General features: G+C 64.3%; 10 protein-coding genes. 2 read left to right on the plus strand and 8 right to left on the minus strand.

The genetic code is table 11. The features are described 5' to 3' along the window. Positions 1–121: 121 nt before the first annotated feature. From F2P46_RS31875 to F2P46_RS31895, 5 genes are all read right to left on the minus strand, one after another. The gene (locus F2P46_RS31875; protein WP_166898025.1) at positions 122–1267 is read right to left on the minus strand and encodes a glycosyltransferase family 4 protein; all 1146 of its coding nucleotides are present in this window, start codon (positions 1265–1267) and stop codon (positions 122–124) included. 31 nt (positions 1268–1298) lie between these two features. Then, positions 1299–2432 (minus strand): glycosyltransferase family 4 protein, encoded by a 1134-nt coding sequence (locus tag F2P46_RS31880; protein WP_368737983.1) that lies wholly within the window; start codon positions 2430–2432, stop codon positions 1299–1301. Beyond that, positions 2429–3373 (minus strand): GDP-mannose 4,6-dehydratase, encoded by a 945-nt coding sequence (locus F2P46_RS31885; RefSeq protein WP_166898026.1) that lies wholly within the window; start codon positions 3371–3373, stop codon positions 2429–2431. The genes F2P46_RS31880 and F2P46_RS31885 overlap by 4 nt, the downstream gene beginning before the upstream one ends. 1 nt (position 3374) lies before the next feature. After that, positions 3375–4421 carry a GDP-mannose 4,6-dehydratase gene (gene gmd, locus F2P46_RS31890; RefSeq protein ID WP_166898027.1) on the minus strand — a complete coding sequence of 349 codons (1047 nt, stop codon included), beginning with the start codon at positions 4419–4421 and terminating at the stop codon, positions 3375–3377. Between the two features lie 322 nt (positions 4422–4743). Further along, positions 4744–7056 (minus strand): NADP-dependent malic enzyme, encoded by a 2313-nt coding sequence (locus tag F2P46_RS31895; protein WP_166898028.1) that lies wholly within the window; start codon positions 7054–7056, stop codon positions 4744–4746. Positions 7057–7366: 310 nt separating this feature from the next. Between F2P46_RS31895 and F2P46_RS31900 the strand changes: the two genes are divergently transcribed. Both F2P46_RS31900 and thiL read left to right on the plus strand, forming a co-directional pair. After that, positions 7367–8572, plus strand: coding sequence for a hypothetical protein (locus tag F2P46_RS31900; protein WP_166898029.1), 1206 nt, complete (start codon positions 7367–7369; stop codon positions 8570–8572). 188 nt (positions 8573–8760) lie between these two features. Then, the gene (gene thiL / locus F2P46_RS31905) at positions 8761–9729 is read left to right on the plus strand and encodes a thiamine-phosphate kinase (protein WP_166898075.1); all 969 of its coding nucleotides are present in this window, start codon (positions 8761–8763) and stop codon (positions 9727–9729) included. Positions 9730–9807: 78 nt separating this feature from the next. Here thiL and F2P46_RS31910 read toward each other — a convergent pair whose 3' ends face one another. Genes F2P46_RS31910 through F2P46_RS31920 form a run of 3 tightly spaced genes read right to left on the minus strand, consistent with a single transcriptional unit; the run spans position 9808 to position 14986 of the window. Then, on the minus strand, positions 9808–12393 hold the full coding sequence (locus F2P46_RS31910; RefSeq protein ID WP_166898030.1) for an EAL domain-containing protein: 2586 nt from the start codon (positions 12391–12393) through the stop codon (positions 9808–9810). Beyond that, complete coding sequence (locus F2P46_RS31915) at positions 12390–14417, minus strand: ATP-binding protein (RefSeq protein ID WP_166898031.1); 2028 nt, start codon at positions 14415–14417, stop codon at positions 12390–12392. The genes F2P46_RS31910 and F2P46_RS31915 overlap by 4 nt, the downstream gene beginning before the upstream one ends. Next, entirely contained in the window at positions 14414–14986 is a 573-nt protein-coding gene (locus tag F2P46_RS31920; RefSeq protein WP_166898033.1) for a YfiR family protein, read from the minus strand. The genes F2P46_RS31915 and F2P46_RS31920 overlap by 4 nt, the downstream gene beginning before the upstream one ends. Between the last annotated feature and the right edge of the window lie 257 nt (positions 14987–15243).

Below are 15243 nucleotides of genomic sequence, written 5' to 3' on the forward strand. Positions count from 1 at the left end.
TGGGACGGTCCATATTTCGCCGCTTTCTCGGCCAATAGCTCGCTATTGGCACTGCGAAATCGTCAAAATCTGGCCTCGCCCAGCTATTTTTTCGCTTCGACTCCCCAAGTCCGACAGGCTGCTAGGCCTGCACCTGGGCCAGCGCCACCGTTGCGTGCCGCGCCACCAGTTCGTGATACAGCGCGGTATAACTCTTGGCCATCTGCTCGGCGGTAAACAACTCCCAGTAGCGCGCTTCGGCGCGCTTGCCCATCGCTTGCGCCAGTTCCGGGTTGTCCCACAGCTTGCGCATGGCCTCGCCGAAGGCTTGCGGATCGCTCGGTGGCACCACCAGGCCCGTTTCGGCATCGATATTGATATACGTCGTGCCCGTGCCGATCTCGCTCGAAATCATGGGTTTACCGTACATCGCCCCTTCCAGCAGTGAAATGCCAAACGCTTCCGAGCGCAAATGCGAAGGGAACACCAGCGCGTAGCACAAGGTCAGGAGCGCCACTTTGTCGGCCTCGTCGAGCGCGCCGACGAACAGCACATGCGTCAAGCCGAGCCGTTCGGCGTGCGCCTTGAGCTCGTTCTCGATCGGACCGGCGCCAACGATCACCACCGGATAATCGGTATTGGCAACCGCATCGAGCAAAATATGCAGGCCCTTGTAATAGCGCAGCACGCCGACGAACAAAAAGAAACGCTCGCCGATCCGGGTGCGCCATTTGTCCATGCGGGCCTGGTCCGGCTCGGGATAAATAGTCTTGTCGAGCCCGTAAGTGATCACGCGTGTCTTGTCGCGATAACGGTCCAGCACGGCAGACGAGGCCATGTAGTTCGGCGAGGTGGCGACAATGGTGTCCACACTTTGCAAAAAGCGGTGCTTGAGCGGCTGGTACAGGCGCAGCAATTGTTTCTGGCGCACGATGTCGGAGTGGTAGGTCACCAGGCTCGGCTTCTTGATGCGCGAAATAAAGTGCGCCAGGTCCATGAACGGCCACGGAAAATGATAATGCACCACGTCCGCATCTTCCGCCATGCGCGCCAGTTCGCGGAAGGCGGCCACCGAAAACCCGGTCGATGAAATTTCGAAGTCGAGCGGCAGCAGGCGCACCTTGTGGCCTTCGAACTCGACGTCGCGCTTTTCTTTCTGGCGCGTCAGGGTCAGCACTTCATTGCGCACGCCCAGGCGGCCGGTGCCGACGCACATTTGCCGGATGACCTGCTCGACGCCACCCACCGATTCCGGGAAATAGGTTTTATAGAAATGTAGGACACGCATAGTTTCGCAAATGGCAAAGGTCGACGTCAGATTATTGGGAAAGGACGGCACGATACACGGCGGCGGTCTGCAGCGCGGTGTCGTGCCAGGTCAACTGGGCTGCGCGAGCGCGGCCCGCCGCAATGCATTGCTGCCGCAGCGCGTCGTCGCGCGCCAGCGCCTGCATCGCTGCGGCGATCTCGCCAGTGTTGCCCGGATCGACGTCAAGCGCCGCGCCCCGGGTGACTTCAGGCAAGGAACTGCTATTCGAGGCCACCACCGGCACCCCCGACGCAAACGCCTCGAGCACGGGAATACCGAAACCTTCGTACAAGGATGGAAACACAAACACCCCCGCGCCCGCATACACATGGCGCAAGTCGTCGGCGCCGGTCAGCTGGTTCAGCCACACCACCTGCTCGCCATCCTGCTGCGCCGCGGCGATGCGCGCGATCAGTTCTTCGCAGCGCCAGCCGGCGCCGCCCACAATGACCAGCTGGCGTTCGGCGCGCAGCGCATCCGGCAAACTCAAATACGCACTGAGCAAGCGCTCGACGTTCTTGCGCGGCTGCAAAGTACCGACAAACAAAAAATAGCCCGCACGCAAGCCGTTCCGCCGCAGGGTCTGCGCCACGGCGGCCGCATCGGGCGCTTGCAGCCACGCCGCGTCGACGCCGTTGGGCACCACGCTGATGCGCTTTTCATCGACCCCGAAGCATTCGACCAGTTCACCGATCGCAAAGTTCGACACCGCGATCACATGTTGTGCCTTGCGCGCCGCTTTTTGCTGCATCCAGTTCTTGGCGCGCCGCATGCCGGGGCTGCACCACTGCGGATACTTGATCGGCAGCGCATCGTGCAGGGTCGCCACCACCGGGCAATCCATGCGCACGATACGGTAATCGGTCGCGTGAAACAGATCGGCCGGCATGTGCACCCGGTGCGCTGCCGGCGTGAGCAGGTCGGTCAGGCTGGCCGCTTCGAACGATTGCGGCAGGGGCCGGCCCACCTTGACGTCCGTAGCGTCGCCGCGCGCACGCGGATACGAGTAAGCGGCCACATCGCAGCCGGCGCCCGGCAAGTGCTGCAGCAGCGCCTGGGTGTAGACGCCGATCCCGTCCAGCCGTCCGCCGGTCAGGCCCGGTTCGATCATGGTCGTTCCCAGGCCGACGCGCAGGCGGCTCACGCCTGGTACATCCAGCGCAGCGTGTCGGCCAGCGGAATCGGGGACAGGCCGCCGATCGCGCCGCGCAGTTTTTCATTATTGCCCATCAGGACCAGCACATCCTTGGCGCGCACGAAGGCCGGATTGACCTTGACCTCGATCCGGTAGCCGGCGATCGACTCCATCAGCGTGATGACCTCGCCCAGCGAGTGCGCCTGGCCCGAGCAGATATTGAAGGCCTGGCCGGCCACGTCGGCCACCAACAGGCGGCGGTAACTGTCGGCCACCATGCGCACATCGGAAAAATCGCGCGCGATGGCCTGGTTGCCCAGTTCGATGACGGGTGCGGCCTTGCGGAAATGCGCGACGATCTTGGGCAGCAGGAAGTTCTCGTCCTGGCCGACACCGGTATAGTTGAAGGGCCGCGCGATGATGATCGGCAGCTTGTCGCTCCACAACTGCGCCATGTGTTCCATGGCCAGCTTGCTGACGGCGTAATCGTTGGCCGGTGCGGGCGCGAGCGACTCGTCGATCTGGCCGGCGCTGGCGTTGCCGTAGACATTGGCCGACGAGGCCAGCAGCACCGCCGATGGCTGGTGGCGCTGGGCGGCCAGCGCTTCGAGCAGGTTGCGGGTGCCGACGATGTTGACGCGGTAAATCAGCTCGGCGTTGGCATGCGCGACGAACGCGATGCCTGCCAGGTGCACCACGACATCGGGCCGCACCTGTTCGACCATGGCGGCCACGCCGGCGCGGTCGAGCAGGTCGACCGCGAACACATCGGTGTCAAGGAGGCTCTCGCCATGGCCCGGCACCACGGTGCCGAACACGCGATAGCCGGCGGCGGCCAGTTCGCGCGCCACGTAGCGTCCCGTGAAGCCGTGCAGGCCGGTGATCAGGGCACGCTTGCCCTGCCCTCTAGCGCCGGGCGCGGGAGACGTTTCCGTGACCATGGCCGTCATATCAGAACGAAAAACCCTGTTCGTTGCGGCGCATGTCGGCCTCGACCATCATCTGGCACAACTGCTCCAGGGTGGTTTTCGGCGCCCAACCGAGCTCGCGCAAGGCCTTGCCCGGATCGCCGATGAGCAATTCCACTTCGGACGGACGGTAGAACTTGGGACTGATGCGCACCAGCAGCTTGCCGGTATGGGCGCAATGGCCGGTCTCGGCCTCGCCCTTGCCCTTGTACTCGACATCGATGCCGGCGCCCTTGAACGCCATGGTGACGAAGTCGCGCACGGTTTCGGTACGGTTGGTGGCCAGGATGAAGGTGTCAGGCTGTTCGGCCTGCAGGATGCGCCACATGCCTTCCACGTATTCCTTGGCATAACCCCAGTCGCGCTTGGCGTCGAGGTTGCCCAGTTCCAGCACGTCGAGCTTGTTGAGGACGATCTTGGCGACCGAATCGGTAATCTTGCGGGTAACGAATTCACGGCCGCGCAGTGGCGATTCGTGATTGAACAGGATGCCGCTGGAACCGAAAATGCCATACGACTCGCGGTAATTGACCGTCATCCAGTGGGCGTACAGCTTGGCCACACCGTACGGGCTGCGCGGGTAGAACGGGGTATCTTCGACTTGCGGGATGGCCTGGACCTTGCCGAACATTTCGGAGGTCGATGCCTGGTAGAAGCGCGCTTTCGGGTTGACGATGCGGATCGCTTCGAGCAGGTTAACTGCGCCCAGGCCGGTAATGCTTGCGGTAGCGACCGGCTGTTCGAACGACACACCGACGAAACTCTGGGCCGCCAGGTTGTACACCTCGTCCGGCTCGGCGGTCTGCATCAGGCGAATACTGGAGGACAAGTCGGTCAGGTCGTATTCGACGAGGCGCAGGTTCGGATGCGCCTGGATGCCGAGCTCTTCGATACGCCAGAAGTTCACCGAACTCGTGCGACGATAGGTCCCGGTGACCTCGTAGCCCTTTTCAAGCAACAACTGCGCAAGGTAGGCGCCGTCTTGCCCGGTGATTCCGGTAATCAGGGCTTTTTTTGTTGTTTTTTGCATAATTCGTGATATTCGTGTGTAGTTGGAGTGCCGTAATCTGCACGTCCGACTCGCAGTTAACAACTCAGCATTGTAACAGAATCGTTTTGACTATTCTTTACGCAAAAGGCTTTCGTGCAATATGAACAACGACTTGCGTAGATATTATGCCTGTTTTCTACGCAGAAGGGCAGCGTCTTACGGATTGTTACGCCTATCTTGAGCTGTAATGAAATGTAGTAATACACCTCATTCCGCGCCAGTGTTACTACAAAAAACGGCCGCGATCCGTGAAGATGGCGGCCGTCCTTGGCGCAAAACGAAGCGCGGCCTTAGCTGCCGATCAGCGCTCCGACACCGCATCGACCACGCACAGCGCGGTCATGTTGACGATGCGGCGCACGGTGGCCGACGGGGTCAGGATGTGCACCGGCTTGGCGCAGCCGAGCAGCACCGGGCCGATCGCGATGCCGTTGCCGGCCGCCGTCTTGAGCAGGTTGTAGGCGATGTTGGCGCTGTCGATATTGGGCATCACCAGCAGGTTCGCTTCGCCCTGCAAGGTCGAGTGCGGCATCATCTGCTTGCGCAGCTTGGCATCGAGCGCCACGTCGCCGTGCATCTCGCCATCGACTTCCAGCTGCGGCGCCTTTTGCTGCACCAGCGCCAGCGCCGCGCGCATCTTCTGGGCCGAGGCGCTGTTGGCCGAACCGAAGTTCGAGTGCGACAACAAGGCCGCGCGCGGAATCAGGCCGAAGCGGCTCATCTCGTCGGCCGCCATGATGGTGATCTCGGCCAGTTGCTCGGCGCTCGGATTTTCGTTGACATGGGTGTCGACGATCGCCATCTGGCGTTCCGGCAAGATCAGGAAGTTCATCGCCGCATACACATTGGCGCCGTCGCGCTTGCCCAATACCTGGTCGATATAGTGCAGGTGCAAGTTGGTGGTGCCGAAGGTGCCGCAGATCATGCCGTCGGCGTCGCCCTTGTGGATCATCATCGCGCCGATCAGGCTGTGGCGGCGGCGCATTTCCAGCTTGGCGTATTCCTGGGTCACGCCTTTACGCATGGTCATCGCGTAATACGTCTGCCAGTAATCGCGGTAGCGGTCTTCGTGGTCCGGGTTGATGACGTCGAAATGCTCGCCCTGCTTCAAGCGCAGGCCGAATTTGACGATGCGCTGCTCCAGCACGCTCGGACGGCCGACCAGGATCGGACGCGCCAGTTTCTCGTCGACCACCACTTGCACCGCGCGCAGCACGCGCTCTTCTTCGCCCTCGGCGTAGACGATGCGCTTGAGTTCCGGCGGGGCCGCCTTGGCCACCGCGAACAGCGGCTTCATGAAGGTGCCGCTGCGGTACACGAACTGCTGCAGGCTGTCGGCGTAGGCTTCCAGGTTGGCGATCGGGCGCGTCGCCACGCCCGACTCGAACGCGGCCTTGGCCACGGCCGGGGCGATGTGGATCAACAGGCGCGGATCGAACGGCATCGGGATCAGGTATTCCGGGCCGAACGAGAGATTGCTGATGCCGTAGGTGGTAGCCACCACGTCCGACTGCTCGGCGTGGGCCAGGTCGGCAATCGCATGCACGACTGCAATTTCCATCTCGCGCGTGATGGTGGTGGCGCCGCAATCGAGGGCGCCGCGGAAAATGTACGGGAAGCACAGCACATTGTTCACCTGGTTCGGATAGTCCGAACGCCCGGTGGCGATGATGGCGTCGCCGCGCACGGCCTTCACGTCTTCCGGCAGGATTTCCGGGGTCGGGTTGGCCAGCGCCAGGATCAGCGGATTGGCCGCCATGGCCTTGACCATGTCCTGTTTGAGCACGCCGCCGGCGGACAGGCCCAGGAAAATATCGGCGCCCGGCATGACTTCGGCCAGGGTGCGCAACGGGGTGTCCTGGGCGAAACGCTCCTTGTCCGGGTCCATCAGTTCGACGCGGCCCTTGTAGACCACGCCGGCCAGGTCGGTCACATAGATGTTCTCGATCGGGAAACCGAGGTCGACGATCAGTTCCAGGCAGGCCAGCGCGGCCGCGCCCGCGCCCGACACCACCAGCTTGCACTCGCGGATATCCTTGCCGACGACCTTGATGCCGTTCAGGATGGCGGCGCCGACGATGATCGCGGTACCGTGCTGGTCATCGTGGAAGACGGGAATCTTCATGCGGCTGCGCAACTGGCGTTCGATATAGAAGCACTCGGGCGCCTTGATATCTTCCAGGTTGATGCCACCGAAAGTCGGCTCCAGCGAGGCGATGATGTCGACCAGCTTGTCCGGGTCTTGCTCGTTGATCTCGATATCGAAGACATCGATGCCGGCGAACTTCTTGAACAGCACGCCCTTGCCTTCCATCACCGGTTTGGACGCCAGCGGACCGATATTGCCCAAGCCCAGCACGGCGGTGCCGTTGGTGATGACCGCCACCAGATTGCCGCGCGCCGTGTATTTATAGGCGTTGCCCGGATCCTTGACGATCTCTTCGCACGGCGCGGCCACGCCCGGCGAATACGCCAGGGCCAGGTCGCGCTGGTTGAGTAACTGCTTGGTGGGGGTGACGCTGATCTTGCCGGGGCGGGGGCACTCGTGATACTCGAGCGCGGCGAGGCGCAATTGTTGGCGCAGTTCTTCCTTCTTCTCTGGTGACGAATCCATGCTGGTACGGCCTTCCTGTGTACTGTCGGGGACTGACGATTTTATCAGACGTGATCTTTCAACAAGGTACGTATTTTCACCAAGCTCGGGTCAATTGCCGTAAAACATGCCGTTTTTGCGGCAAAAAAAACGAAGCGAACGCTCGCTCGGCGTCACAAGGCGGTACAGATTGCCGACAGTTGATACAAATCCTAGACATAAACGCAATAGACCCCGGCACGCTCCCGGACCGAGAATGCCACATCGCGGCACTGCCGGCCGGAACCTCCGTCCGTGCGCGGCGCGCCCCAACCTGTCCGGAGACAATGCCATGAACGACTTCCAGAAATGCCTTCCCGCCGGCCTGATCGCCGCCACCCTGCTTACCGCCTGCGGCGGCGGCGGTGGCGACGCGGGCAAGCCCGCCCCGCTGCCGACGCCCGACCCGGTGGCCCGGGTCGACATCCTGATGAGTAACGAGCGCGGCATGAAGGCCGTCACCATCGACGACAAGAACGCCTATGTTGCGCTGACCAATACCGAAGCCGAGGGCACCTCGGTGATCGCCACCGCGCGCGGCGTGAGCGCCAGGTCGGCCTGGCAAAACGTGGCCCTGGGCGAATGCAAGCTGCCGGCCAGCGCGCAGGTCGAAGTGCGGCGCGCGGCCGACCTGAAGCAGGTGGATGGCAAGACCGTGCTGGTGCAGCCCGCCTGGGGCAGCGCCGACGAACACACTTTATGCGAGCTCGACCAGGCCAAGATGACCTTCGTTCCCAAGGACAAAGACTTCCGCATCTGCTACGCGACCTATTGCGAACGCATGGAGGTCAATGACATCAAGGCAGTCGGCAAGCGCTGGTTCGCCAACGGCGGCGCCGGCCAGAACGTGCAGGTCTCGAACGACCAGGGCCTGAGCTGGAAGCCCATCATGGGCAGCATGGACAGCATGAGCTGCACCCACCAGGCCTTCGAGGTGGCCGGTGGTCGCCTGCTGACCGGCGGCGAATGCCCGCTCGACATGGCCTACGTGCGCGCCTACAGCATGAACGCCGACAATTCCGCGCTGGCGTCCATGGTCCCGGTGCCGATCAGCGTGCCCGAGCTGGAAAACCGCAATGTGCACCTGATCACCAGCTTGGGCAAGAGCGAGCGCGTGTTCATCGGCGTCGAAGGCGGCCTGTTGCGCAGCGACGACAGCGGCAAGAGCTACAAGTTCGTGCTCAAGCAGCCCTTGTCGGGCGGGACCGGCTATCCCTACATCACCAAGCTGCTCTCGCCGGCGGGCAAGCCGAACGTGATCGTCGCCGCCGGTTTCGACAAGGCGCATGGCCTGCCCTACCTGGCGTGGTCGAACGACAACGGCGACAAATGGACCGACCTGTCGAGCCTGCTGCCGGGGTACAAGCGCACGGGGGCCGACGCCACCAGCGAAGTAACCTCGATCGCGGAAGACGCCCAGGGACGCATCCTGGTGACGGTCAATGAAGAGTTCAAGAAAAAGGGGCGCCTGCTCGAAGTTACCTTGGGCAAGCTGTAAGCACCACCCCCGGTGTCAGGTCTGACAAACGGACACGAGCTGGACTTTACTGAAAACCAATGGCTGGGTTCGTGTCCGAATGTCAGACCTGACACCGGGATGGGATGGCTGGGTTCGTGTCCGAATGTCAGACCTGACACCGGGGTGGGGGCACACCGGGGGCGGAGAATGCCGGAGTACAATTGCGCATGCTCTCCGAATTCGACCTTATCAAGCAATATTTCAAACGTTCCCGGCCAGGCCGGGCCGCGCTCGGCATCGGCGACGATTGCGCGCTGCTGGCGCCCGCCCCCGGCATGCAGATGGCCATTTCGTCCGACATGCTGGTCGAGGGCCGCCATTTCTTCGCCGGCGCCGATGCGCGCATGCTGGGCCACAAATGCCTGGCCGTGAATCTGTCGGACCTGGCGGCAATGGGCGCGCGGCCGGTCGCCTTTACGCTGGCGCTGGCGCTGCCGGCAGCCGACCCGGCGTGGCTCGGCGAATTTGCCGCCGGCCTGTTTGCGCTGGCCGACCTGCATGACTGTGAACTGATCGGCGGCGACACCACCAAAGGCCCGCTCACGATCTGCATCACCATCTTCGGCGAACTGGCGCCCGGCCACGCGTTGCGGCGCGCCGCGGCCGTCGCCGGCGACGATCTCTGGATCTCGGGCACCCTGGGCGACGCTCGACTGGCGCTGGCCGGGTACCGCAAGGAAGTGGCACTCGATGATGCCGCGCAGCTGCTGGCGGGCGCGCGCATGCACGCGCCGGCGCCGCGCGTGGCGCTTGGCCTGGCCCTGGCCGGCGCGCGCCTGGCTCACGCGGCGATCGATATCTCCGATGGGCTGGTGGGCGATCTCGGACACATCCTGGCCGCGTCGAAGGTCGGCGCTACATTGGATGTGGATGCGCTGCCGGCCGGGCCGGCGCTGGCCGCGCAGGCGCAGGCGCTGCGGCGCCAGTTCTGCGCCGCCGGCGGTGACGATTACGAGTTGTGTTTTAGCGCCGCGCCGGCGCAGCGCGAGGCGATCCTGGCCGCCGGCCTCGCCAGCGGCGCCGCCGTCACGCGCGTGGGGACCATCGATGCGGCGCCGGGCCTGCGTCTGGTCGATGCGCGCGGCCAGGCGCTCGACTTGCAATTGGCCGGGTTCGACCACTTCGCCAGCGCCTGATTTAGTACCTCCGTCGTTCCCGCGCAGGCGGGAACGACGGAGCTAAAGTCAAGCCAAGCGCAAACATGCTTAGTCTCCCTACTGCGCCGCCACCTGCCCGGCATCGACAAAGTGCGCATTATGCGGATCGTCCTTCGGCCCGTTCATCAGCCAGTAATGATGAAACGCCAGCCGCACGTTGTCGCGCAACTGCGTCTCGTCCCACGGCTTGGTGTAGAAGCGGTAGATCGCCCCCCGGTTGATCGAGTCGAGCACCGCTTCGAGCCCGGTGTAGCCGGATAAGATTATCCGGATCGTGTCCGGATAGAGCTCCTTGACCTTGCTCAAAAACTCGGTCCCGCTCATCCCCGGCATGCGCTGGTCGCACACGATCACCTGCACCGTGTGCAGCGCCAATTGCTCGAATCCTTCGGCCGGCGACACCGCCGTCAAGATCCGGTAGTTATCGCGCTTGAACAAGCGGTGCAGCGCCGAGAGCACATTGACATCGTCATCGACGATCAACAAGGTCTGGCGGTGATTGTCGGGCGACTCCGGCTCCTGCGGCTGCGTCAGGTTGGCCAGCACCATGGCGCCGAACTCCTTGACCGGCAACGGGCGGCTGAAATGAAAGCCCTGCACTTCGTCGCAGCGATGGCGCCGCAGGTAAGCCATCTGCGCCGCTGTTTCCACCCCTTCGGCGATGACCTGCATGTGCAGCGAGTGCGCCATGCCGATGATGGCCAGCGCGATGGCCGCGTCGTCCGGGTTGACCGTCACCTCGCGCACAAAAGCGATGTCGATCTTGAGTTTGTCGATCGGGAAGCGCTTCAGGTACGCCAGGCTCGAATAACCGGTCCCGAAGTCGTCGATGGCGATCGTGATGCCGAGCTGCTTGAGGTTGCCCAGCACCTTGATCGTATGCTCGGCGTTGGACATCAGCGCGCTTTCGGTCAGCTCCAGTTCCAGCAGCGACGGGTCGATCCCGTGCTTGCCGATGGCGGCGCGGATGTCGCCTTCCAGGTCGCCCTCGACGAACTGGCGGCTCGACACATTGACCGCCACCCGCACGTCGCCGGTCTCGCCGGCCGACCACTGCGCGATCTGGCGGCAGGCTTCTTCGATCACCCATGCGCCGACGCGCACGATCAAGCCGGTTTCTTCCATCACCGGCACGAATTCGGCCGGGAACACGAGGCCGAAGCCGGGCCGGTTCCAGCGCAGCAGCGCTTCGGCGCCGGCGATGCGGCCGGTGCGCAAATTGACCTTGGGCTGGTAGTACAGCAAAAACTCGCCATGCTCGAGCGCGTGGCGCAGCGCCAGTTCGAGGTCGAGCCGGGCCAGCACCTGCACGTTCATCCCGGCGGTGAAGAAGCGGTAGCCGTCGCGCCCCGCCTCCTTGGCGCGGCCCATGGCCGTGTCGGCATATTTGATCAGCGTTTCGGGATCGAGGGCGTCGTCCGGATACATGGCGATGCCGATACTGGCCGTAAGACCCGCCTGGCGGCCGTGCAGGTCGAACGGCGCGCGCAGGGTGTCGCGCACTTCGTTGGCCACGTTGACGGCGTCCTGCTGGTTGCGCGTCATGGTGAGGATCAGCGCGAATTCGTCGCCGCCCAGGCGCCCGACCGTGTCGCGGATGCGCACGCACTGCACCAGGCGCGTGCTGAACTGGCGCAGCAATTCGTCGCCCAGCGCCGAGCCGAGCGAATCGTTGATGGTCTTGAAGCGGTCGAGCGCGATGAACAGCACCACGATGCGCCAGTGCTTGTCCTGCGCCAGCTCGATCGCTTCGCGCAAGGTCTGGTAGAACAGGGTGCGGTTGGGCAGGCCGGTCAGGCTGTCGTAGCTGGCCAGGTGCTTGAGGCGCTGGCGCGCGGCCAGCCGTTCGCTGATGTCGCGCGCGACCGCGATCAGCATGCGCGTGCCGCCCACGTTCTGGGTCTGCCAGTAGATTTCGACCGCCACTTCGCGCAGGTCGGCGCGCGTGAGCTGGTCTTCGACCAGGTCCGGGTAGCGCAGCGCGTCGCGCGCAGGATCGGCCTGGCAGGCCAGCTGGCCGCGCGCGGCCAGGCCGTACACGGTGGGGTCGAGGCGCAGCAGTTCGTCGCGCTGGTAGCCAAGCATGCGGCAGGCGCCGTCGTTGACGTCGACCACCTTCATGGCGCCGATGTCGATCAGGAAGATGGCGTCGTCGGTGGCGTCCATGGCGCTGCGAAAGCGCTGCAGTTCGGCGGTGCGCTCGCGTACCGTTTGTTCGAGCAGGATGCCGTAGTTCTTCGATTCGCGGTGCAGCAGGCGCACCTCGAGCATGTTGCGGATGCGCGTGAGCACCTCGACCGGGTCGAAGGGTTTACCGACAAAGTCGCGCGCGCCGGCGTCGAGCGCGGCCAGCTTCTTGTCCGGTTCGGCCGTCACCACCAGCACCGGCAGGTAGGCTTCGGTTTCCATGGGCGCCAGCGCCTCCATCACCTGGAAGCCGTTCATGCCCGGCATGTGCAGGTCGAGGATGATCAGGTCGTAGCGGTGCTTCATGTGCAGCGCCGCCACCTCGCGCGGGTCGGTGGTGCTGCTGACGTTGGTGTAGCCGGTGGTCGTGAGCAGGTACTCGAGCAGCTGGACGTTGACCATCTGGTCGTCGACGATCAGGATGGCGGCGTGATGGATGTCTTCGAGGGCTGTCATGGATTTCGCGCTTTCTGCGCAAGCTGCCGCATGTCGGCGAATGCGAGGGTGGTGTCGATCGCCTCGTTGAATTCGTCAATGTTGATCGGTTTGGTGAGGTAACGCGCAAAGCCGCTGGCCAGCCCGCGCTCGACGTCGCGCGGCATCGCGCTGGCGGTCAGCGCGATGACGGGAATGTGGGCTGTGCGCGGGTCGCTGCGCAACTCCTTGAGGGCGTCGGCGCCGCTCACGCAGGGCAGGTTCAGGTCCATCAAAATCACGTCCGGCAGGTGCGCCTTGGCCATTTCGATGCCGAGGTGGCCATCGGGCGCGGTGAGCAAATGCAGGTCGGGCCGGTAGCGCACGATCTCCTGCACCAGCTTCAGGTTGGCCGGGTTGTCTTCGACGTACAGCAAGGTGTGGTCGGCGCGCGGCGCGCTCGCTTCCTTGGGCTCGAGCGCCAGCACGGTCGCCTCGACCACCACCGACGGCACCGGCTGGGTCAGTCCCAGCTCGATCCAGAACACGGTGCCCACGCCGACACTGCTCGAGACGCCGATTTCGCCGCCCATCAGTTCGACCAGGCGGCGCGTGACGACCAGGCCGATGCCGGTGCCTTCTTCGCTGCCGTTTTCCTGGCCCAGGCGGTTAAACGGCTGGAACAGCGAATCGATCTGCTCGGGACGCAGGCCCATGCCGGTATCCTGCACCGACAGGCGTACGCGGTTGGCGGTGACGACGCTGCAGTCGCACACCACCGCGCCCATCTCGCGGTTGTACTTGATGGCGTTCGACAGCAAATTGAGCAGCACCTGCTTGAGGCGCGTGCGGTCGGCCTGCACCACGGCGGGCGGCGCGTCCGGGAACAGCATGCGGATCTTGCGCTGCTGCGCCAGCGGTTCGGTCATGTTGCGGCACTCGACCAGCATGTCGGCCAGCGCCACCGGTTCCATCGACAAGGTCACGGTGCCCGATTCGACCTTGGCCAGGTCGAGGATTTCGTTGATCAGGGTAAGCAGGTGGCGCCCCGACTTGAGAATGTGGCCGGCGAACTCCTTCTTTTGCGGCAAGGTGGACGGCAGCGATTCGGAGGTCAATATCTGGGCGAAGCCGAGAATGGCGTTGAGCGGCGTGCGCAGTTCGTGGCTCATCGACGACAAGAAGGCCGACTTGGCCTGGTTGGCGTTCTTGGCCGCGGACATGGCCACTTCCAGTTCGGCGTTGGTCAGTTCGAGCTGCATGGTGCGTTCGTGCACCCGCACTTCGAGGCGCTCGTTGAGGTCCATGATTTCCTGCTGGGCGCGGGCGCGTTCCTCGGCTTCGCGCGCAATCGCATGGTGCGACGTTTCGAGCGCGCCGGTGCGCTGTTCGATTTCGCCCAGCATGGCGTTGAAGGAGTCCACCAGTTCGCCCGCTTCGTCGTCGCTGATGCGCGGGGCGCGCCGCGAGTAGTCGCGCGTGCTGACCACTTCGCGCGCGGTTTCGGTGAGCGCCACGATCGGCGCGGTGACGATGCGCCCGAGCCGGCGCGTCATCAGCCAGGCGATCAGCATGGCCAGCGCGATCACGCCGGCGGCGATGCTCAGGTAGTCGACCGCGCGCGCGACCAGCGTGTATTCGGCGCGCAGGTAGACAGTGCCGAGCAGTTCGCCGTTTTCGACCACGCGCCGGTACAGCAGCAGGTCGTCGCCGGAGACGCGCAGGTCGTCGGTCTGCGGGCTGACCGGGAAGGCCTGCTGTTCGCCCGGCGCGCGGTAGGAGGCGAACAGCGCGCCCTTGGCGTCGTAGATGGCGCCGGCCCGCACCGACGGGCGGATGCGCAGCAGCGCCAGGTTTTCGGTGGCCAGGCGGGCGTCATCGAACGTCAGCGCGGCCGAGGTCATGTGGCCGAGCAGTTCGGCCTGGGTCGCCATGTCGCCCAGCAGGGCCTTGTGGTAGTTGCGCAGGTCGTAGGCGATCACGGTGCCGATCGACACCAGCAGCGCCGCCAGGGTGGTGAACATGACCACCGTGACCAGTTTTTCGCGGATCGAGCGCACGATCATGTGGCCCCCTGCACACGGTTGGCGGCGGCCAGCATGCGGGCGCTGATGCGCAGGCGGCTGGAGTTGACCTGGCCGAGGGCGACGTCGAAGCGCAGCCGGTCCTGGGCCACGACGAAGGCGATCATGCAGCCGAGCGCGATGCCGTCCTCGGCGTCGGAGACGGTCAGCACCGACTGGCCGCGCGCGGCGGCCAGCATGTCGATCACGGCGGCGCGTTCGCCGGCGCCGATGAAGAGGATGTGGACGCCGCCGACGGGGTCGCCGCGGCGCAGTTTGCGCACCTGCACGGCGTGCCCAGCGACGGTGCGCCCGGCCACCATTTGTTCGAGCTGGTCGGCCAGGCCGTCATTGCCGGAGACGCCGATCTGGAGCGGGCTGTCGGCGCGCGCGAAGCTGCCGTCGGGCCACTCGACGAAACCGGCGAATTTGAACAGGTAGGCGGCCTTGACCTGGTTTTCGACGCTGGGCGGCGACTGGGCCGCGCCAACGCCGCTCCAGGCCAACAGGGCCAGCACGATGGGCAGCGCCAGCGCGCGCCGGCGCAATGCGAATCGGCTCAGGCCCGCCATGGCAGTTCGGCCAGCAAGAGAATCGGGGACATGGGACTCCAATCCGGATCAGACAAAAAGCAAACTCAGCGGTGAAGGCCAGCATAGCAGAGCAACAGGCCAGTGGCGCACGGCAGGACGATTTCCCCAGGTCCACTCTACGCTTTTTTAAGTCTCTTGGATATCCCTTGTGAAACATTGCAACAGGGTGGACGAACAGTGTTGCATACGGCATGGTAAAGTAGAATCGCAGGGCCGCGCCGTCGCGCGCACCCTCC

This window comes from Massilia sp. CCM 8734, assembly GCF_011682155.1.
Lineage (GTDB): Bacteria > Pseudomonadota > Gammaproteobacteria > Burkholderiales > Burkholderiaceae_D > Telluria_A > Telluria_A rubra.